The 19,736-nt window shown below is 70.8% G+C and carries 19 protein-coding genes and 1 tRNA gene; 13 read left to right on the top strand and 7 right to left on the bottom strand.

Annotated features, from left to right (window positions below):
* Nucleotides 1–157 precede the first annotated feature (157 nt).
* The gene (locus J7E97_RS00200; RefSeq protein ID WP_215021199.1) at nt 158–1,051 is read left to right on the top strand and encodes a rhomboid family intramembrane serine protease; all 894 of its coding nucleotides are present in this window, start codon (nt 158–160) and stop codon (nt 1,049–1,051) included.
* Between the two features lie 129 nt (nt 1,052–1,180).
* On the opposite strand, the gene crgA is transcribed toward J7E97_RS00200, so the two are convergent.
* On the bottom strand, nt 1,181–1,435 hold the full coding sequence (crgA, locus tag J7E97_RS00195; RefSeq protein ID WP_215021198.1) for a cell division protein CrgA: 255 nt from the start codon (nt 1,433–1,435) through the stop codon (nt 1,181–1,183).
* Nucleotides 1,436–1,526: 91 nt separating this feature from the next.
* Between crgA and J7E97_RS00190 the strand changes: the two genes are divergently transcribed.
* The 6 genes from J7E97_RS00190 (at nt 1,527) to J7E97_RS00165 (ending at nt 5,470) form a co-directional block, all read left to right on the top strand.
* Nucleotides 1,527–2,303, top strand: coding sequence for a DUF881 domain-containing protein (locus J7E97_RS00190; protein WP_215021197.1), 777 nt, complete (start codon nt 1,527–1,529; stop codon nt 2,301–2,303).
* Nucleotides 2,272–3,039, top strand: coding sequence for a class E sortase (locus J7E97_RS00185; RefSeq protein WP_215021196.1), 768 nt, complete (start codon nt 2,272–2,274; stop codon nt 3,037–3,039). The genes J7E97_RS00190 and J7E97_RS00185 overlap by 32 nt, the downstream gene beginning before the upstream one ends.
* Before the next feature lie 65 nt (nt 3,040–3,104).
* The gene (locus tag J7E97_RS00180; RefSeq protein WP_215021282.1) at nt 3,105–3,305 is read left to right on the top strand and encodes a hypothetical protein; all 201 of its coding nucleotides are present in this window, start codon (nt 3,105–3,107) and stop codon (nt 3,303–3,305) included.
* Nucleotides 3,302–3,940 (top strand): aminodeoxychorismate/anthranilate synthase component II, encoded by a 639-nt coding sequence (locus J7E97_RS00175; RefSeq protein WP_215021195.1) that lies wholly within the window; start codon nt 3,302–3,304, stop codon nt 3,938–3,940. The genes J7E97_RS00180 and J7E97_RS00175 overlap by 4 nt, the downstream gene beginning before the upstream one ends.
* On the top strand, nt 3,937–4,743 hold the full coding sequence (locus J7E97_RS00170) for a class E sortase (protein WP_215021194.1): 807 nt from the start codon (nt 3,937–3,939) through the stop codon (nt 4,741–4,743). The genes J7E97_RS00175 and J7E97_RS00170 overlap by 4 nt, the downstream gene beginning before the upstream one ends.
* A 10-nt stretch (nt 4,744–4,753) precedes the next feature.
* Nucleotides 4,754–5,470: a class E sortase gene (locus tag J7E97_RS00165; protein ID WP_215021193.1), complete on the top strand. Its 717-nt coding sequence runs from the start codon at nt 4,754–4,756 to the stop codon at nt 5,468–5,470.
* A gap of 183 nt (nt 5,471–5,653) precedes the next feature.
* Here J7E97_RS00165 and pknB read toward each other — a convergent pair whose 3' ends face one another.
* From pknB to J7E97_RS00135, 6 genes are all read right to left on the bottom strand, one after another.
* Nucleotides 5,654–7,684: a Stk1 family PASTA domain-containing Ser/Thr kinase gene (pknB, locus tag J7E97_RS00160; RefSeq protein WP_215021192.1), complete on the bottom strand. Its 2,031-nt coding sequence runs from the start codon at nt 7,682–7,684 to the stop codon at nt 5,654–5,656.
* Nucleotides 7,685–7,899: 215 nt separating this feature from the next.
* Nucleotides 7,900–9,366 carry a penicillin-binding protein 2 gene (locus tag J7E97_RS00155; protein WP_215021191.1) on the bottom strand — a complete coding sequence of 489 codons (1,467 nt, stop codon included), beginning with the start codon at nt 9,364–9,366 and terminating at the stop codon, nt 7,900–7,902.
* Nucleotides 9,363–10,799, bottom strand: coding sequence for an FtsW/RodA/SpoVE family cell cycle protein (locus J7E97_RS00150; RefSeq protein ID WP_215021190.1), 1,437 nt, complete (start codon nt 10,797–10,799; stop codon nt 9,363–9,365). The genes J7E97_RS00155 and J7E97_RS00150 overlap by 4 nt, the downstream gene beginning before the upstream one ends.
* Before the next feature lie 31 nt (nt 10,800–10,830).
* Complete coding sequence (locus J7E97_RS00145; protein WP_251053488.1) at nt 10,831–12,309, bottom strand: PP2C family serine/threonine-protein phosphatase; 1,479 nt, start codon at nt 12,307–12,309, stop codon at nt 10,831–10,833.
* A gap of 147 nt (nt 12,310–12,456) precedes the next feature.
* Nucleotides 12,457–12,963 (bottom strand): FHA domain-containing protein, encoded by a 507-nt coding sequence (locus J7E97_RS00140; protein WP_215021188.1) that lies wholly within the window; start codon nt 12,961–12,963, stop codon nt 12,457–12,459.
* Nucleotides 12,964–12,973: 10 nt separating this feature from the next.
* Nucleotides 12,974–13,846, bottom strand: coding sequence for a DUF3662 and FHA domain-containing protein (locus J7E97_RS00135; RefSeq protein WP_215021187.1), 873 nt, complete (start codon nt 13,844–13,846; stop codon nt 12,974–12,976).
* Between the two features lie 292 nt (nt 13,847–14,138).
* Here J7E97_RS00135 and J7E97_RS00130 point away from each other — a divergent pair.
* From J7E97_RS00130 to J7E97_RS00105, 6 genes are all read left to right on the top strand, one after another.
* Nucleotides 14,139–14,221 (top strand) — tRNA-Leu (locus tag J7E97_RS00130).
* 212 nt (nt 14,222–14,433) lie between these two features.
* Nucleotides 14,434–16,128 (top strand): histidine kinase, encoded by a 1,695-nt coding sequence (locus J7E97_RS00125; RefSeq protein ID WP_308346110.1) that lies wholly within the window; start codon nt 14,434–14,436, stop codon nt 16,126–16,128.
* A gap of 23 nt (nt 16,129–16,151) precedes the next feature.
* Nucleotides 16,152–16,799 (top strand): response regulator transcription factor, encoded by a 648-nt coding sequence (locus J7E97_RS00120; RefSeq protein ID WP_215021273.1) that lies wholly within the window; start codon nt 16,152–16,154, stop codon nt 16,797–16,799.
* 57 nt (nt 16,800–16,856) lie between these two features.
* Nucleotides 16,857–18,305 (top strand): DUF2252 domain-containing protein, encoded by a 1,449-nt coding sequence (locus tag J7E97_RS00115; RefSeq protein WP_215021186.1) that lies wholly within the window; start codon nt 16,857–16,859, stop codon nt 18,303–18,305.
* Nucleotides 18,306–18,443: 138 nt separating this feature from the next.
* Entirely contained in the window at nt 18,444–19,277 is an 834-nt protein-coding gene (locus tag J7E97_RS00110; RefSeq protein WP_215021185.1) for a hypothetical protein, read from the top strand.
* 102 nt (nt 19,278–19,379) lie between these two features.
* A complete protein-coding gene (locus J7E97_RS00105) occupies nt 19,380–19,724 on the top strand; it encodes a rhodanese-like domain-containing protein (protein WP_215021184.1) in 345 nt (114 codons plus the stop codon).
* Nucleotides 19,725–19,736 lie beyond the last annotated feature (12 nt).

The raw sequence follows: 19,736 nt of genomic DNA, 5'->3' as shown, positions 1-19,736 counted from the left end.
CCGGTCCCGCCCAGCCCAGTCCGGCCCGTCGCCGTCCCGTCCCCGTCGGCGCCGTCCGGGAACCTTTCCGACCCGCCCGTCCGTACTCGATACGTACCGGACGGGCGCGCGCGGCGGGATCCGCCGCCCCGCCGCTCGCCGCCGACCGAGGGGACCGATGGACACCGACCGTCTTCCGGGCTGCTACCGCCATCCGGACCGCGACACCGGGATCCGCTGCACGCGCTGTGAGCGGCCGATCTGTCCCGAGTGCATGATCAGCGCCTCCGTCGGCTTCCAGTGCCCCGCATGCGTCCGGGGCGGCTCCGGTACGGGCCGCGGGGCCACCGCCAGCGCCCCGCGCACCATCGCGGGCGGCGTGGTCGCCGCCGATCCGCACCGGGTCACCAAGATCCTCATCGGGATCAACGTCGCCGTTTTCCTCGCGGCGGCGGCTTTCCCCGAGCTGGCGATCCAGCTCGAGCTCCTCGGCCGGTACCGCGAACAGCTCGGCGGTCCCGTCGAGGGCGTCTCCACGGGCGAGTACCACCGGCTGCTGACCTCGGCGTTCACGCACGTCTACTGGTGGCACCTCGCCGGCAACATGCTCGGGCTGTGGTTCATCGGCGGCCCGCTGGAGCAGGCGCTCGGCCGGGCCCGCTACCTCACCGTGTACCTGTTGTCGGCGCTGGGCGGCAGCGCCCTCGTCTATCTGCTGACCCCGCCGAACGTCGCGACCCTCGGCGCCTCCGGGGCCGTCTTCGGCCTGCTCGGCGCCACCGTGGTGCTGGCCCGCCTGAGGCGGTACGAGATGCGCCCGCTGATCACCGTGGTGGTGTTCATGCTGGTCCTGACCTTCGTGCCGTTCGGCGGCCGTCTGAACGTGTCCTGGCAGGTCCACATCGGCGGTCTGGTGACCGGCGCGCTGCTCGCGCTGGGCCTGCTGTGGCCCGCGACCGGCAGCGGCGCGAGGAAGCGCGGGTTCGTCCAGTGGGGAACCTGCGTGGCGGTGTTCCTGCTGGCGGCAGCCGTGATCGCGGTCCGGACGGCGGAGCTCTCCGCACTCACTTGATCACACCGGCGTCAACTCTCCACAGAGTTATCCACAGATCTTCTGTCTTTTCCTCAGGTGTGGATGACGCTGTGGATAACTCATGGGGAGAGCTTGCGCGGCCGGTAGTACCACGCGACTATCGCGGGGCTACTTCCACTGCGTGGAGACGCCGAATCCTGCCGCGATGAAGCCAAAACCGACCACAATGTTCCAATTGCCCAGAGCTTCGATCGGGAGCTGGGTGTCGGACAGGTAAAAGATGACGATCCACACCAGGCCGATGACGAAGAAGGCCAGCATGACCGGGGCGACCCAGTTGCGGTTCGTCAGCTTGATCGCCTGTGGCGTCCGCGTGGGCGGCGGGGTGTAGTCGTCCTTCTTGCGGATACGTGACTTCGGCACGAGGGGCTCTCCTGTCGATGGGCTGGGGACGTTGCCTGCCCCGGGCGTCCGTTAGCGTAGTGGACCTGTGGCGTTGAAGGAGAAGGGTACGTTGAGCAATTCCGACGACTCCTCCGCGGGTCCCCGTCGCCGTGCCAGACCGGTACGGCTGCTGACCGCCGCCGTTTTCGCCCTGGCCGGCTTGATCTTCGTCACCAGCTTCAACACCTCCAAGGGTACGAACATCCGGACGGACGCCTCGCTCCTGAAGCTGTCCGACCTGATCCACGAGCGCAGCCAGAACAACCTGGAACTCGAAAAGGCCACCGGAACGGTCCGCGGACAGGTGGACGCCCTCGCCGAGCGCGACGACGGCAGCACCAAGGCCGAGGACGCCAAACTGGCCGCCCTGCGCGCCGCCTCCGGCACCGAGGAGCTCACCGGCAGGGCCGTGGGCGTCACCCTGAACGACGCACCGCCGAACGCCACCGCCCGCATCCCCAACGTGCCCGAGCCCCAGCCCAACGACCTGGTGATCCACCAGCAGGACCTCCAGGCCGTCGTGAACGCCCTCTGGCAGGGCGGCGCCCAGGGCATCCAGGTCATGGACCAGCGGCTGATCTCCACCAGCGCCGTGCGCTGCGTGGGCAACACCCTGATCCTCCAGGGCCGGGTCTACTCGCCCCCGTACAAGGTGACGGCCGTCGGTGACCCGGCCGCGCTGAAGAGGGCCCTCGCGGCCTCGCCGGCGCTGCAGAACTACCAGCTGTACGTCAACGCCTACGGGCTCGGCTGGAAAGTGGACGAGCACAAGGCGCTGACACTGCCCGGCTACTCCGGCACAGTGGACCTCCACTATGCGAAGCCGCTGGAGCCCGCCACCCCGTGACGTCGTACTGCGCCTGCTGGTACGGACGTTCAGCGAGGTGTCCCTGACCGCCGGGTCGCTGATCCTGCTCTTCGTGGCCTACGTGCTGCTGTGGACCGGGGTCAAGGCCGACCTGGCCATGGACGGCGAGATGGCCCGCATGCGCGACCGCTGGGCGGCGGCGCCCGCGGCCGCCCGGCCGCCGCCCGCCCCCGCGGCCCCGGAGGCAGGGGCGGCCCCCGGGGGACCGGCGGTCCCCGCGTCGCCCGCGCGGCCCGCCGACTACCCGCCCGGCCGGGCCTTCGCCGAGATGTACGTCCCGCGCTTCGGGCCGGACTGGAACAAACCGGTCCTGGAGGGCACCGGCACCGAGCTGCTGAAGAAGGGCCTCGGCCACTACCCGGGCACGGCCCGGCCCGGAGGCACCGGGAACTTCGCGGTCGCCGGCCACCGCCGCACGTACGGCGACCCCTTCAAGGACGTTCCGGAGCTGCGGCCCGGGGACGCCGTCATCCTCAAGGACGCGACCACCTGGTACACGTACACGGTCCGCGCCGAACCGCTGCGCACGCTGCCCACCGAGGTCGGCGTGGTCGACCCGGTGCCGGTGCGCTCCCCCTTCACCTCTTCCGGCAGCTACCTCACACTGACCACCTGCGACCCGGAATGGGGCCACAGCCACCGGCTCGTGGTCTGGGCCGAGCTGACCCGGACGCGGACCGTCGCGGAGGGCGGGCCGGAGGGTTTGGCAAGGTGACCCTCCGCGCCGGCCGGGTGGCTTTAGGCTGTGGACGTACCGCCCCCGCGGTGCGTTGAACGATCGTGGACGAAAAGGACACAGGCGGCATGTACGGCTGGATCTGGCGGCATTTGCCGGGTAACGCGTGGGTACGCGTGGTGATCTCCCTCGTACTGGTGCTCGCGGTGGTGTTCGTGCTGTTCCAGTACGTCTTCCCGTGGGCCGAGCCGCTGCTTCCGTTCAACGATGTGACGGTGGACGAAGGATCGGGAGCCACTCCGTGAGCGCGCGCATTCTGGTTGTCGACAACTACGACAGCTTTGTCTTCAACCTGGTCCAGTACCTCTACCAGCTCGGTGCCGAGTGCGAGGTGCTGCGCAACGACGAGGTCGAGCCCGCCCACGCCCAGGACGGCTTCGACGGCGTCCTGCTGTCCCCGGGACCGGGCACCCCGGAAGAGGCCGGCATCTGCGTGGACATGGTCCGCCACTGCGCGGACACGGGCGTACCCGTCTTCGGCGTCTGCCTCGGCATGCAGTCGATGGCCGTCGCCTACGGGGGCGTCGTGGGCCGGGCTCCGGAACTGCTGCACGGCAAGACCTCGCCGGTGGTCCACGAGGGCCTCGGCGTCTTCGAAGGGCTGCCGTCGCCGTTCACCGCGACCCGTTACCACTCCCTCGCCGCCGAGCCGCAGACCCTCCCGGACACGCTGGAGGTCACGGCGCGGACCGAGGACGGGATCATCATGGGCCTGCGCCACCGGGAGCACGACGTGGAGGGTGTGCAGTTCCACCCCGAGTCGGTGCTGACCGAGTGGGGCCACCGGATGCTCGCGAACTGGCTGGTGCGCTGCGGTGACGCGGGCGCCGTGGAGCGCTCGGTGGGGCTGGCCCCGGTGGTGGGCAAGGCCGTCGCGTGACGACGTTCGCGCCGCCCGCGTCCACGGAGGGCCGGGCCGCGCGGCGCAGGGCAGCTCAGGAGGCCGCGAAGCGTGCGCGGGGCCGGGGCCGGCGGCGCAAACGGCCGGCCTCGGGCGGCCCGGTCGTGGTGCTCAGCCGGCTCGCCGGGGAGCTGTTCATCACGCTGGGGCTGGTGATGCTGCTCTTCGTCGGTTATCAGCTCTGGTACACGAACCTCCTCGCGGACCGCACCGTCAAGGACACCGCCGGTTCGCTGCTGCAGAACTGGGACCGGAGTCCGGCCGCGGCCGACGCCCCGCCGGTGGCGGCCTTCGAGCCGGGTCAGGGCTTCGCGATCCTGTACATCCCGAAGCTGGACGTGAAGGTGCCCGTCGCCGAGGGGACGAACAAGGCGAAGGTGCTCGACAAGGGGCTCGTCGGCCACTACGCCGAGGAGCCGTTCAAGACCGGGATGCCGGCCGACCGCCAAGGGAACTTCGCGCTGGCGGGCCACCGCAACACGCACGGCGAGCCGTTCCGCTACATCAACCGGCTGGTGCCGGGGGACAAGATCGTGGTCGAGACGAGGGACGCGTACTACACGTACGAGATGACCTCGCAGCTGGCGCAGACCCCGCCGGCGAACGTTTCGGTGATCCGGCCGGTACCGGTGGGATCGGGCTTCACATCCCCGGGCCGGTACATCACCCTGACCACCTGCACCCCCGAGTTCACCAGCACCTACCGGATGATCGTATGGGGCAGGATGACCGGTGAACGCCCCCGCAGCCAGGGTGCTCCGCCCGAGCTGAACAGCCCGTAGAGGATCCGCAGTGTCACGTGCCGCACCGCCCCCGAGCCGCAGTTTCCTCGCGGGATTCCTGAGCCTGCTGGGCGAGCTCCTGATCACGGTGGGCCTGGTGCTCGGCCTGTTCGTGGCGTACTCGCTGTGGTGGACGAACGTCCTCGCGGACCGGGACGCCTCGGCGCGCGGCGACGCCGTCCGCCAGCAGTGGGAGCGGCCGGCACCGACGCCCTCGACGCCCGCCGCGCCGGGGGCGCTGGACACCCAGGGTGGGATCGGCTTCCTGCACGTGCCGGCGATGAAGAACGGCGAGGTGCTGGTCAAGAAGGGCACCGCCGCGGACGTCCTGAACGACGGGGTCGCCGGGTACTACACGGAGCCCGTCACCTCGGCGCTGCCGTGGGACCCGTCGGGCAACTTCGCGCTGGCGGCGCACCGGGACGGGCACGGGGCCAAGTTCCACAACATCGACAAGCTGAAGAACGGCGACGCGGTCGTCTTCGAGACGCGGGACACCTGGTACGTGTACAAGGTCTTCGCCGAGCTGACCCAGACGACGAAGTACAACGTGGACGCGATCAGCACCGTACCGAAGGAGTCGGGGAGGACGGCGCCGGGGCGGTACATCACGCTGACGACCTGCACGCCCGTGTACACCTCGAAGTACCGCTACATCGTGTGGGGCGAACTGGTCCGCACGGAGAAGGTGGACGACAAGCGCACGCCCCCGGCGGAGCTGCGCTAGCGGGACGACGCTCGCGGCGCGGGCGCCGCACGCGGCCCACGGGTCACATGGGCTCCTCAAGCCCCCTGGCGGGGGCTGTGGCGGCGCGGGACGCCGAGGACGGCAAAAGGGTCCGGCCCCTCTCATCGAGAGGGGCCGGACCCTTTTGCGTGGTTCGCCGAGGCGGGCCGGTGGCTACGATGGCTAACCGCCGAGGCCTCCGAAGAAGCCGCCGCCGTTGCCTCCGTTGCCGTTGCCGCCGTTCTGCTGGCCGCCGAAGGTGGTCACGTTGACCACCGTGCCCGGTGCGACCGGAGAGTTGGCGGCCGGGTCCGAGGTCAGGACGATCGCCTTGCCCTCGTTCGGGCCCGACGTGACCGAACCGAAGCTCAGGCCCTTGGAGGCCAGCTCGGCCCTGGCCTGGTTGACCGTCTTGCCCGCCAGGTTCGGCACCGGGACCGTCTGGGGGGCGGCCTTGGCGATGGAGACGTTGACGGACGTGCCGACATCGACCGAGTCGCCCACGGCGCGGTCCTGCTGGACCACCGTCTTGGGGGCCGTGCCCGGGGGCGCGTCCACCTCCGTCACGCTGCCGAGCTTCAGCTTGGCGTCCTGGAGCGCCTTGGAGGCCTGCTCCTTGGTCTTGCCCGTCAGGTCCGGCACGGAAGCCTTGGACTTCTCCTTGGCCACGTCCAGCGAGACGGACGAGCCCTTCTCGGCCTCGCCGCCGCTCTTCGGGTTCTGATCGAGGACGGTGCCGGGGGACCGCTCGGACTCGACGAGCTTCTTCTCGACCTGGAAGCCCTTGTCCTTCAGTGCCTTCTCCGCGTCGGCGATCGGGATGTTGATGACGTCCGGCACGGCGACCTTGGCGGCGCCCGTGGAGACCTTCACCTTGACGACGGAGTTCTTGTCGACCTTGGTGCCTTCGACCGGGGACTGCTCGCAGACGCTGCCCTTGGGCTGGGCGTCGCAGGCGATGTCCCCGTCCTTCTGGACGACGAGGCCGACGTTGTCGCCGCTCTTCACGGCCTGCTCGAAGGCTTCGCCCACGAGGTTGGGCACGATGGGCCGGTTGTCGGCGCCGCCGCTGAAGAGGGAGCGGCCGATGAGGATCGCGCCGACCAGGACGAGGACGCCGGCGGCCACCAGCAGGATCGTGGAGGCCTTGCTCTTCTTCTGCGGGCGCCGGCCGTGGCCGCCCTGGTCGTAGCCGGCCTGGTCCCCGTACCCGTATCCGCCGTCGCCCGGGGGCATCGGCGGGAGCATGGAGGTCTGGCCCGGGTCGGCGGTGCGCAGCGCGGTGGTCGGCTGGTCGTAGCCCTGGTGGCCGTAGCCGCCCTGGTCGGGGTAGCCGTAGCCGGCCGCGCCCATGGCGGCGGTGGCGGCGACGGGCTGGCCGTCGAGGCAGGCCTCGATGTCGGCGCGCATCTCGTCGGCGGACTGGTAGCGGTAGTCGGCGTCCTTGACCAGCGCCTTCAACACGATCGCGTCCATCTCGGGCGTGATCTCGGAGTCGAAGTTCGACGGGGGCTGGGGCTCTTCCCGTACGTGCTGGTAGGCGACCGCGACCGGGGAGTCGCCGATGAACGGCGGCCGGACGGCGAGGAGCTCGTACAGCAGGCAGCCGGCCGAGTAGAGGTCGGAGCGCGCGTCGACCTGCTCGCCCCTGGCCTGCTCCGGGGAGAGGTACTGGGCGGTGCCGATGACGGCGGCGGTCTGCGTCATGGTCATGCCGGAGTCGCCCATGGCGCGGGCGATGCCGAAGTCCATGACCTTGACCTGGCCGGTGCGGGTGAGCATGACGTTGGCGGGCTTGATGTCGCGGTGCACGATGCCGGCGCGGTGCGAGTACTCCAGCGCCTGGAGGATGCCGATGCACATCTCCAGGGTGCGCTCCGGCAGCAGCTTGCGGCCGGAGTGCAGGAGTTCGCGCAGGGTCGAGCCGTCGACGTACTCCATCACGATGTACGGGATGGAGATGTTGTCGACGTAGTCCTCGCCGGTGTCGTACACGGCGACGATCGCCGGGTGGTTGAGCGATGCGGCCGACTGGGCCTCGCGCCGGAACCGGGCCTGGAAGGACGGGTCGCGGGCGAGGTCGGCGCGCAGGGTCTTGACGGCGACGGTACGGCCGAGCCGGGTGTCGTGGGCGAGGTAGACCTCGGCCATGCCACCGCGGCCGAGCACGTGGCTCAGCTCGTACCGGCCGCCGAGGCGACGCGGCTCTTCCATAACGTTGCGGCCCTCTCCGTCAGTCCCGACCGCACCCGTGTGTGGTCCGGCGGTGTGCTGTTCGCGCAAAGGCTACCGGCCGATCGCCGGTGATCGGTTCGTGACCACAGGCTGATACCGGACCGGTACCGTACGCTCGGATCCGGTCGTTTTACGTGATCCGGATCACCCTTTTGTGTCCCTTGCGGCCCTCGCGTGGTGCCGGGTCCCGCCCGTCACCCCTTGCTGGTCTTCAGGACGGCTTCCATGACCGCCTTGGCGACGGGGGCGGCGAGGCCACCGCCGCTGATGTCGTCGCGGCTCGCCTCGCTGTCCTCGATCACCACGGCGACGGCGACGGGCGAGGTGCCGTCGGGGTTCTCGGCGTAGGAGATGAACCAGGCGTACGGGCGCTTCTTGTTGCCCTCGCCGTGCTGGGCGGTGCCGGTCTTGCCGCCGACGACGGAGCCCTTGATCTTGGCGTTGCCGCCGGTGCCCTTCTCCACGACGTCGACCATCATCTCCTGGATCTTCTTCGCGTTCTCCCCGGAGACCGGCCGGCTCATCTCCTGCGGCTCGTGCTTCTCGATGACGTCGAGGTTCGGAGCGGTCAGCTGGTCGACCATGTACGGCTTCATCAGCTTGCCGTCGTTGGCGATGGCGGCCGTGACCATGGCCATCTGCAGGGGGGTGGCCGCGGTGTTGAACTGGCCGATGGCGCTCTGGGCGTTGCCGTCCGGGCTCATCTTCTTGTCGTAGACGCTGGCGAAGGCGCGGACCGGGATGTCGATCTTGTCGTTGTTGAAGCCGAACTTCTCGGCGGTCTTCACCATGTTGTCCCGCCCCACCTTGTCGCCCAGGTTGGCGAAGACGGAGTTGCAGGAGACTTCGAGGGCCCTCATGAGGCTGGCCTTCTCGCACCCGTTGGCGTGGTTGACCATCGGGGTCTTGGTGCCCGGCAGGATGTACGGCTCGGGGGTGTCCGTCGGGGCGTTGACGTCCTGGACGATGCCGTTCTCCAGGGCCGCGGCCGCGGTGACCACCTTGAAGGTGGAGCCGGGCGGGTAGGTCTCGCGCAGGGCGCGGTTGACCAGCTTCTTGTCCTCGCTGTCCTTGAGCTCGACCCAGTTCTTCTCGTCGCCCTTGGAGTTGCCGGCGAAGGAAGAGGGGTCGTACGAGGGGGTGCTGACGAGGGCGAGGACGGCGCCGGTGCGCGGGTCGATCGCCGCGACGGCGCCCTTCTTGTCGCCGAGCTTGTCGAACGCGGCCTTCTGGGCGGCGGCGTTGAGCGTCGTGACGACGTTGCCGCCCTGCTTCTTCTCGCCGGTGAACATGCCGATGGTGCGGTCGAAGAACAGCCGGTCGTCGTTGCCGGTCAGGATCTGGTCCTCGAGGGATTCGAGCTGCGTGGAGCCGTAGGCCTGCGAGGCGTAGCCGGTCACCGGGGACCAGAGGGTGCCGTCGATGTAGGTGCGCTTGTACTTGTAGTCGCTGCCGTCGGTGACCGCGGAGCCGGTGATCGGCGTGCCCTCGACGATGATGTTGCCGCGCTCGGTGGCGTACTGGGCGATCTGGACCCGGCGGTTCTCCTTGCGGGTGCTCAGCTCCTCGGCCTTGACGTACTGGAGCCAGTTGGTCCGCACGAGCAGTGCCAGGACGAGCAGCCCACAGAAGATCGAGATGCGGCGCAGGGGCTTGTTCATGACGGACGGACCACCTGGGTCATCTCGGAGTCGGGGGACGGGGCCGGGGCCGGGGCAGGGCGGCGTGCGGTGTCGCTGATCCGGATGAGGATGGCGATGAGGATCCAGTTCGCGAGGACGGACGAGCCGCCGGACGCGAGGAAGGGCATGGTCATGCCGGTCAGGGGGATGAGGCCCATGACTCCGCCGGCGACCACGAAGACCTGGAGCGCGAAGGCGCCGGAGAGGCCGATCGCGAAGAGCTTGCCGAAGGGGTCGCGGGCGGCGAGGGCGGTGCGCACGCCGCGCTCGATGATCAGGCCGTAGAGCAGCAGGAAGGCCATGACCCCGGCGAGCCCGAGCTCTTCGCCGACGGTGGAGAAGATGAAGTCGGAGTTGGCGGCGAAGCCGATGAGGTCGGAGTTGCCCTGTCCCCAGCCGGTGCCGAGGACCCCGCCGGAGCCGAAGCTCATGATCGACTGGGCGATCTGCTCGCAGGCTCCGGCGTCGAGGCCCCTGCGCTGCCAGCAGCCGAACGGGTCCAGCCAGGCACTGACCCGGGCTCCGACGTGGCTGGAGAAGCCGGCCACCACGACGGCGCCGCCGACCGACATCAGCAGGCCGATGATGATCCAGCTGGTCCGCTCGGTGGCCACGTACAGCATGATCACGAACATGCCGAAGAAGAGCAGCGAGGAGCCGAGGTCGTTCTCGAAGATCAGGATGAGCAGGCTCATCGCCCAGATCGCCAGGATCGGACCGAGGTCGCGCCCGCGCGGCAGGTAGAGGCCCATGAACCGGCGGGAGGCCAGGGCCAGGGCGTCGCGCTTGACCATCAGGTAGCCGGCGAAGAACACCGCGAGGACGATCTTCGCGAACTCACCCGGCTGGATGGAGAACCCGGCGACGCGGATCCAGATCTTGGCGCCGAAGACGTCCGCGCCGAGGCCGGGAACGAGCGGCAGCAGGAGCAGGACCAGGGCCGTGACCATGGAGATGTAGGTGAACCGCTGCAGGACGCGGTGGTCCTTGAGAACCACCAGGACACCGGCGAACAGGGCGATCGCGAGGGCCGTGTACATCATCTGCCGGGGCGCGGACTCGGAGAAGGCGCCGAAGGACCGCTTCGCCAGGTTCTGCAGCCGCGAGGACTGGTCGAGACGCCAGATCAGCACCAGGCCGAGCCCGTTGAGGAGCGTGGCGATCGGCAGCAGCAGCGGGTCGGCGTACTTGGCGTAGCGCCGTACGACGAGATGGGCGATGCCCGCCAGGACGCCGAGGCCGAGCCCATAGGTGAGCATGCCCGGGGGCAGCTTTCCGTCGATCGACAGGCCTGCGTTGGCGTAGGCGAAGATCGGGATGACCACGGCGAAAGCGAGCAGCAGGAGCTCGGTGTTCCGCCGGCTCGGGAGCTCGATGGCGCCGATGGTGGTCGTGTTGGTGACAACGCTCATGGTGTGGCGGGCCCCCTGTGCCCGCGTATGTCTACTGCTTCTCGCACAGGCCGACGAACTGCTGCTCGGCGGCAGTCAGCGCGGGGCCCGGTGTCTGGTTTCCCTGTCCCTCGGCGGCGCGGCGCTCCTCGTCCTTCTTGCAGGCGGAGGCCTGGGTGCCGAGCTGATCGATCTTCTCGCGGGCGCCGTCCAGGCTGTTCTCGCTGATGGTGGCCTGGACTTGCTTGCGCTTGAAGGTCGGCAGGTACTTCAGTTCGATGTCGGGGCGGTCGGTCTCCACCTTGGAGAGCTCCAGGGGCCCGAGCTTCTGGCTGATGCCGCGGAAGAGCGCCACGTGCTCGCCCTTCACGCCGATGTAGAACTGCGTCTGCGTCCAGCGGTAGCCCGCGTAGAGGCCGCCGCCGAGGAGGCCGAGGACGACGAGCAGCATCAGCGTCCGCGTCGTCCACTTGCGGCCCTTGCCGCGCCGCCTGCGCGGGTGGTCGTACGTGTCCTCGTAGCCCGCGTCCGCATCGTACGGGTCGGCCTCGCCGAAGCTGCCGTACCCGCCGCCGGCTCCACCGCCCTGTCCCGGGGCGCCGTAACCGCCGTGCCCAGGGGCCTCACCGCTGCCGGGAGGGCCGAAGGCTCCGGCGGGCGTGGGGGTCTGGCGGCCGAGGCCGGAGGCCCGGCCGGCCGGGGTCTGCATGGCGTTGCCGCCGTCGAAGAGCTGGTGGTGCTGGTTCTCGGCGACCGCGCCGACGACGACGGGGGTGTCGTTGACCTGAGCGGCCAGGGTGTCGCCGCTGTCGGTGTCGAGGACGTCGGCCACGATGCAGGTGATGTTGTCGGGGCCGCCGCCGCGGAGCGCGAGCTGGATGAGCGAGGCCACGGTCTCGCGGGGACCGTGGTAGTCGGCGAGGGTCTCTTCGAGGGTCTGGTGGGAGACGACGCCGGAGAGCCCGTCGGAGCAGATGAGGTAGCGGTCGCCGGCCCGGACCTCGCGGATGGAGAGGTCGGGTTCGACGATGTCGCCGCTGCCGAGCGCTCTCATCAGCAGGGAGCGCTGCGGGTGGGTGGTGGCTTCCTCTTCGGTGATCCGACCCTCGTCGACGAGGCGCTGGACCCAGGTGTGGTCCTGGGTGATCTGCGTGAGGATGCCGTCACGGAGCAGGTAGGCGCGGGAGTCCCCGACGTGGACCAGGCCCAGGCGCTGGCCCGTCCACAGGAGGGCGGTGAGCGTGGTGCCCATGCCCTCGAGCTGGGGGTCCTCCTCGACCATGGCGCGCAACTGGTCGTTGGCGCGCTGCACGGCCGTGCTGAGCGCCGTGAGCATGTCGGAGCCCGGGACGTCGTCGTCGAGCTGGACGAGGGCGGAGATCACCTCGGAGCTGGCGACTTCACCGGCGGCCTGGCCGCCCATGCCGTCGGCGATCGCGAGGAGGCGCGGACCGGCGTAGCCGGAGTCCTCGTTCCCCTCCCGGATCATGCCCTTGTGCGATCCGGCGGCGAACCGCAGGGACAGACTCATGCGCACCTGCCCTGTCGACGACGCTGCCTCCGGGTACAACCGGTCTCGAGCCACACTGCCCACCCTCCGGTCGGGAGCGCGCTCGGGTCCGTGTCCTCGATGGGACGGATCGCCGCCGCGCGCTCGCTCCGCTCGCTCATTCTCGTACTACTTCCGCAGCTCGATGACGGTCTTGCCGATGCGGATCGGGGCACCCGGCGGAATGGGCGTCGGGGTGGTCAGCCGGGTCCGGTCGAGATACGTGCCGTTGGTGGACCCGAGATCCTCGACGATCCACTGCCCGTCACGGTCGGGATAGATCCTGGCATGCCTGCTGGAGGCGTAGTCGTCGTCCAGCACGATCGTGGAGTCGTGGGCGCGGCCCAAGGTGATCGTCTGGCCCGCGAGGGCCACCGTGGTCCCCGTGAGGGTGCCCTCGGACACGACGAGCTTGGTCGGCGCACCGCGGCGCTGGCGCTGCTGCGGTGGCGCGGCCGCGGCCTGGCGGCCCTGCTGCTGCGGGGCGCTGGTGGCGCCCGTGCCGCGGCGGGAACCGCGCTGCGTGACTCTCGTACCGAAGAGGTCGCTGCGAATGACCTGGACGGCCACGATGACGAACAGCCACAGAACGGCTAGGAAACCCAACCGCATGACCGTCAGGGTCAGCTCTGACATTGCCCCCGCTTCACCCTTCGGCTTGTCGGTAAATGATGGTGGTGCTGCCCACGACGATCCGCGAACCGTCGCGGAGCGTAGCGCGGGTGGTGTGCTGCCCGTCCACCACGATGCCGTTGGTGGACCCGAGATCCTGGATCGTCGAGGGCGTTCCGGTCCGGATCTCACAGTGCCGGCGCGATACGCCGGGGTCGTCGATCCGCACGTCGGCTTCGGTGCTTCGGCCGAGTACGAGCGTCGGGCGCGAGATCTGGTGGCGGGTGCCGTTGATCTCGATCCAATGGCGCCGTACGGCGCCGCCTGGGGACACGGGCGGTACGGGGGCCCCTCCGGCAGGTCCGGACCGGCCCGGGTGTCCGCCGGGACCCGGCCCGCGCACAGGACCGCCGGGAGGCGGTCCGGCTGGCATGGGCGGCGCGGCGACCGGGGGGTAGCCGTAGCCGCCCGGCTGGGCCGGGGAGGCCTGGTGTCCCTGTCCCTGGGCCGGCTGGCCCGGAGCCTGGGAGGTGCTGGAGGCGAGCGTGCGACTGCGGACCCGGTAGAGCCCGGTGTCCAGGTCGTCCGCCTTTTCCAGCTGCACCTTGATGGGACCCATGAAGCTGTAGCGCTGCTGCTTGGCGTAGTCGCGGACCAGGCCCGCGAGTTCGTCGCCGAGCTGGCCCGAGTACGGACTCAGGCGCTCGAAGTCGCCCGTGCTGAGCTCCACGATGAAGTCGTTCGGGACGACGGTCCGCTCCCGGTTCCAGATCGTGGCGTTGTTGTCGCACTCGCGCTGGAGGGCGCCGGCGATCTCCACGGGCTGGACTTCGGACTTGAACACCTTGGCGAAGGTGCCGTTCACCAGACCTTCGAGTCGCTGCTCGAACCGCTTCAGGACTCCCATGGGGCACCTCCTCCGTCGTTGTCGCCCTGTACTGCTTACTGATCGTATCCACGCGTGGCGGATTCGGGTGGTTCCCCATCGGTCGCGAGGGGATGAGTGTTGGTCCTCACAAGCGATCGTAGGGGCGCCCCAGGGACAGTGTCCCGCACACGGAGCCGAGTACGGGAGGACCCCTCCTCGCGGGGCCCCCGCAGAGCACGAAAAGCGATGTGAATCCACCCCGTCCGACGTGCTAATGTTCCGATGTCGCCAGGGGAACGGCCCGCAAGGGGAGAACCGCTGGTAGCTACTCGGGCGAGTGGCGGAACGGCAGACGCGCTGGCTTCAGGTGCCAGTGTCCTTCGGGACGTGGGGGTTCAAATCCCCCCTCGCCCACTTGACGAAACGGTCGTCATCGCGAAAGCGGTGGCGGCCGTTTCGCGTTGTCGGGGTCCGGCCGGGGTGACGTATCCCTCGGAGGCGGCGGGCGGCGGGCGGCGGGCGGTGGCGGCCGGTGGCCGGTGGGCGGTGGGCCGTCCGACTTTCGTCGCACGGGGAGCGACGAAAGAGAGCGGCCCGGGGCGGGCGGCCGTGTCTAGGGTCGGCGCGTGGATGTGACGGCGAAGACGCGCGCGGGACGGGACTGGCTGAAGGGTCCCGAGCCCTGGACCCGGCGGATGCTGGCCGGGGATCTGGCGCTGGCCGGGGTGCTGGCGCTGCTCGGGCTGGGGGTGGAGGAGCTCGACAACGGCTCCGCGGCGCGGATGCTGGCCGGCGTGGTGGCCGTGGTGCTGCTGACCTTGCTGCGCAGAAGGCTGCCGGTGCTCACGCTGGTGATCGGCTCGGCGGTGGGCGTCTACCTGCCCGGGGCGTTCCTCGTGGCGATCCCGCTCGGCTGGTCGGCGGGGCGGCGCATCATCGGCGTCGGGCGGGCGCTGGGCGCCTTCACCACGGCCTTCGTGGCGGTCGTCGTCCTCAACGTCGTCAAGGAGTGGTCACAGGGCCGCCCGCTGCTGATCATCGTCTTCAGCACGCTGATGTTCCTGGCCACGGTGGTCATGCCCGGTCTGGCCAGCCGCTACTGGTCCCAGCGCAATACGCTGCTGCGCGCCCTCCAGGAACGCAACGGCCGGCTGCTGCGCGAGCGGGCGATGGTCGCCGGGCAGGCCCGGCTGCGCGAACGCCAGCGCATCGCCCAGGACATGCACGACAGCCTCGGCCACCAGCTCGCGCTGATCTCCGTCCACACCGGCGCGCTGGAGGTCGATCCGGCGCTGACCGACCGGCAGCGCGAGGCGGTGGGAGTACTGCGGGAGGCATCGGTCGCGGCCATGCACGAACTGCGCGAGGTCGTCGGCATCCTGCGGGACGGGGTGGAAGCGCCGCAGTTGGTGGAGGAGGCGCAGCCGGCCGCGCGCGGGGTGGCGGGCATCACCGGGCTCGTGGAGGCGGCACGGAGCGCGGGGACCGACGTACGGCTCACGACGACGGGGCGGCCCAGGCCGCTGGTCGCGGCCTGCGACCACGCGGCGTACCGGATCGCGCAGGAGGGGCTGACCAACGCCTACAAGCACGCTCCGGGGGCGCCGATCACGGTGGAGCTGCGGTACGAGGACGACTCGCTGGTGGTGGAGATCGCCAACGGTCCGGTGGCCGGTCCGGGCGCCGGCGAGGTGGTGTCCGGGGGCCAGGGGCTGACGGGGCTGCGCGAACGGGCCCGGCTGGTCGGCGGCATGGTCCACGCGGGGACCGCCGAGGGCGGTGGCTTCCGGGTGGCGGGGGTGCTCCCGTACGGGACCGAGCCGGCCGGGGCGCGGGAGAACGGGGCCGGGGCGGCCGGGCTGGACGAGGTCGCCGACGACTTCGGGCAGCAGGCGCTCGGCATCGGCGCGGCGCCGGTGGACTGGGCCGCGGTCGACCGGAAGCTGCTGCGCGGGAGCGGCCGGTCGGGCGGCGTGGCGCTGGGCTGCGGAATCGCGGTCGCGGCCCTGGTGGTGCTGCTGATCGTGATCGGGGCCGCGGTGGCGCTGCTCGTGGGCTCGGTGAGCGACGCGACGATCAGCCGGGCCGAGTACGACGGCGTCCAGGTCGGCGAGCCGGAGGACACGGTGCGGTCGCGGCTGCCCAGCGGGGACAGCATCCTGACCGAGGGGCTCGACCGTAAGGGGCCGCCGCGCCCGCGGGGTGCCACGTGCGTGGCCCTGCTGGCGGAGGAGGATTCCGGCTTGGGCGCCAACAGCGTTTTCCGGTTCTGCTTCGAGGACGGCAAGCTCGTCGACAAGCAGGCGTACCAGGCCGAGTAGGGGGAGCACGGGTGACAGCCAAGGTGATCCGCGTGGTGATCGCTGACGACGAGCCGCTGATCCGGGCCGGGATCAGGATGATCCTGACCTCGGCGGCGGACATCGAGGTCGTCGCGGAGGCGGCGAACGGGCGCGAGGCGGTGGAGCTGGCCCGCGCGCACGGACCGGACGTGGTGCTGCTGGACATCCAGATGCCCGTGATGGACGGCCTGACGGCGCTGGGTGAACTGGGGCGCTCGGCACCGCAGGTGCGGGCGCTGATCCTGACCACCTTCGGGGAGAAGGAGAACGTGCTGCGGGCGCTGAGCGGGGGCGGTGCGGGGTTCCTGCTGAAGGACTCCGCGCCCGGTGAACTGATCGGAGCCGTACGGGCGGCCGCGGCCGGGGACGCGTACCTGTCTCCGGCGGCGACCCGGCACGTCGTGGACCAGCTGGCGTCCGGGCAGTCCGCGGGCCGCGCCGAGGCGGCCCGGCGCCGGGTGGCGGAGCTGAGTGAACGCGAGCGCGGGGTACTGGCGTTGCTGGGGGAGGGGTTGTCGAACGCGGACGCGGGCCGGCGGCTGCACATGAGCGAGGCGACGGTGAAGACGTACGTGAGCCGGATCCTGGCGAAGCTGGAGTGCGAGAACCGGGTCCAGGCGGCCCTGCTGGCCAGGGACGCCGAGCTCTAGCTGGATCGGTCGGGATACGGTCGGGCCCGAACCGATGGTGACCAGGGGGCGGGACGCATGACGGCGGTACCGGAGCAGCGCGTGGTGGAACCGGAGTCGAAGGAACGGATCCCGGTGGTCGCGGGGTTCGCGCGGAGGTTCGCCGAGGGGCGGGCGGCAGGGACGGACGGTTCGCCGAGGGCGGCCGGCAAAGCGCTGCGCGTCCGCGTCCCACGCGCGGCCCAGGCGTACTTCGAGGCCCCGGCCGACCGCCCGGACGCGGTGCGGGCGGTCGAGGAGTCCAATGTCGGCCGGGTCGCCGAGCTGACGTCCATACGGGTCGGGCGGATGGCCGCCAGCCCCTTCGCGTTCCTGCGCGGTTCGGCAGGGCTGATGGCGCACGACCTCTCCGGCGGTCCGGTGACCGGGATCGGCGCGCAGATCTGCGGAGACGCCCACGCGGCCAACTTCGGCCTGTACGGGGACGCGCGCGGCCGTCTCGTCATCGACCTCAACGACTTCGACGAGACCGTCTTCGGCCCGTGGGAGTGGGACCTCAAGAGACTGGCCACCTCGCTGGTCCTGGCCGGCCGGGTGGCAGGCGCCGACGAGGACACGTGCCGGGCGGCGGCGCTCGACTCGGTGGGCACCTACCGCCGCACCATGCGGCTGCTGGCGAAGCTGCCGTCGCTGGACGCGTGGAACGCCATCGCGGACGAGGAACTGGTCTCGCACACCGATGCCCGGGACCTGCTGGGCACGCTGGAGCGGGTCTCGGAGAAGGCCCGCAACAACACCTCCGCCCGGTTCGCCGCGCGGTCCACCGAGGCCGCTGCCGACGGCGGCCGGGCCTTCGTGGACGCGCTGCCGGTGCTGCGCAGGGTCGAGGACGGCGAGGCGGCGGCCGTGGCGGCCGCGCTGGGCCCGTACCTGGAGACGCTGCAGGGCGACCGGCAGCCGCTGCTGGCCCGGTACGCGATCCACGACGTGGCCTTCCGGGTGGTGGGGACCGGCAGCGTCGGGACCCGCTCCTACGTCGTGCTGCTGCTCGACCACCGGGGCGAGGCGCTGGTCCTGCAGGTGAAGGAGGCCCGGCCCTCCGTGCTGCTGCCGTACCTGCCCGGCCTCGGCTTCGTCTCGCCGCCGGAGGAGCACGAGGGCCGCCGGGTGGTGACCGGGCAGAAGCGGATGCAGGTGGTGTCGGACATCCTGCTGGGCTGGACGACGGTGGAGGGGCGCCCCTTCCAGGTCCGCCAGTTCCGCAACCGCAAGGGCAGCGTGGACCCGGCGGCGCTGGCCGTGGAGCAGATCGACGACTACGGGCGGATGACCGGGGCCCTGCTGGCGCGGGCGCACGCGCACAGCGCGGATCCGCGGCTGCTGGCCGGGTACTGCGGGAAGAACGACGAGCTCGACGAGGCGATGGCCACCTTCGCGGTGGCTTACGCCGACCGGAGCGAGGCCGATCACGCGGTCCTGGTGGCGGCGGTGCGGTCGGGGCGCATCGCGGCGGAGCCGGGGGTCTGATCCCACCGGTGGAAGGGCGATGTTTCACGTGAAACACCGGTTCGGGCGGTCGGTCGGGCGGCCGACCGGGGAAGCGGTCCGGGAACCGGGCGATGTTTCACGTGAAACACCCGGCCGGTCGGGCCTTAGGCTGGCCGGGTGAGCGAGCAGACAGTTCCCGAAGCGCCCGAGCCCGGCTCCGCCCCCTCCGCCGACGCGCGGCCCGAGGCGCGCCTGGAGCGCGCCGTGCGGGCCGCCGAGCAGGCGTTGATCGAGTTCGAGATCGCCGTGGAGACCTTCCGGGTGGAAGTGGAGAACTTCTCCCGCCTCCACCACCAGAAGCTCGGACCGATGTACTCGCGGCTCGACGAGCTGGACGCGCTGATCGCCGAGGCGAAGGCGGCGGCCAGCGGGGACCCGGAGGACCTGCGCCGTGCGCGCGACGCCCGTTCCCTGGTGATGCCCATGCCCGGGGTGGACGAGCTCTTCCACGACTGGCTGGACTCGGACGGGATGTCCGACGACGCGTCCGCGATGCTCACCGACCGCGCGGTGCGGCCCCCGGAGCGGGTGCGCCCGACGGAAGAGGTACGCCGCCTCTACCGCGAGCTGGTCCGCCAGGCGCACCCGGACCTGGCCCAGGACGAGGCCGAGCGGGAGCGTCGCGAGGAGTTCATCGTGCGGGTCAACGCGGCGTACGGCCGGGGCGAGGAGCAGCTGCTGCGCGAGCTGGCGCAGGAGTGGGCGGCCGGTCCGGCGCCGGCCGCCGCGCGGCTGAGCGAGAGCGAGGAGCTCTACGAGCGGCTGGAGTGGCTCTCGCGGCGCAAGGAGCTGCTGTCGGTCGTGGCGCGGGAGCTGGAGGACAGCGCGATCGGATCGATGCTGCGGATGGCTCCCGAGGACCCGGACCGGCTGCTGGAGGAGATCGCCGAGCAGCTGCTCGGCGATGTCGCGAAGCGCGAGGCGGAGCTGGCGGAGCTGCGCACCGCGTGAGGCCGGTCGGGCGACCGCGTGAGCCCGGCCGCGGCCCGGCGCCCCGGGAGGCCCGTCGGATAGGTTGGCTCACCTATCCGTGACGAGAGAAGGCGACAGCTAATGAACTCCGGACCGCTTCCCTCGGTGGCCGCCTCCGCGCTGCCCTCCGAAGCCTTTGTCCTCGACGTTCGCGAGAACGACGAATGGGCGGCCGGCCACGCCGAGGGTGCGCTGCACATCCCGATGAGCGAGTTCGTGGCGCGCATCGGTGAGCTGACCGAGAAGATCAAGGACGACCGTCCGGTCTACGTGATGTGCCGGGTCGGCGGGCGCTCCGCCCAGGTCGCCCAGTACCTGCGCGGCCAGGACATCGACGCCGTGAACGTGGACGGCGGCATGCAGGACTGGGAGGCCGCGGGCCGCCCGGTCGTCACCGACACGGGCGCCCCGGGCTTCGTCGTCTGACGGCTGACGGCT

Source organism: Streptomyces sp. ISL-66 (genome assembly GCF_018614135.1).
GTDB lineage: Bacteria > Actinomycetota > Actinomycetes > Streptomycetales > Streptomycetaceae > Streptomyces.
Note: the sequence above shows the minus strand (reverse complement) of the source record. Positions and strands in the feature narration are given on the sequence as shown.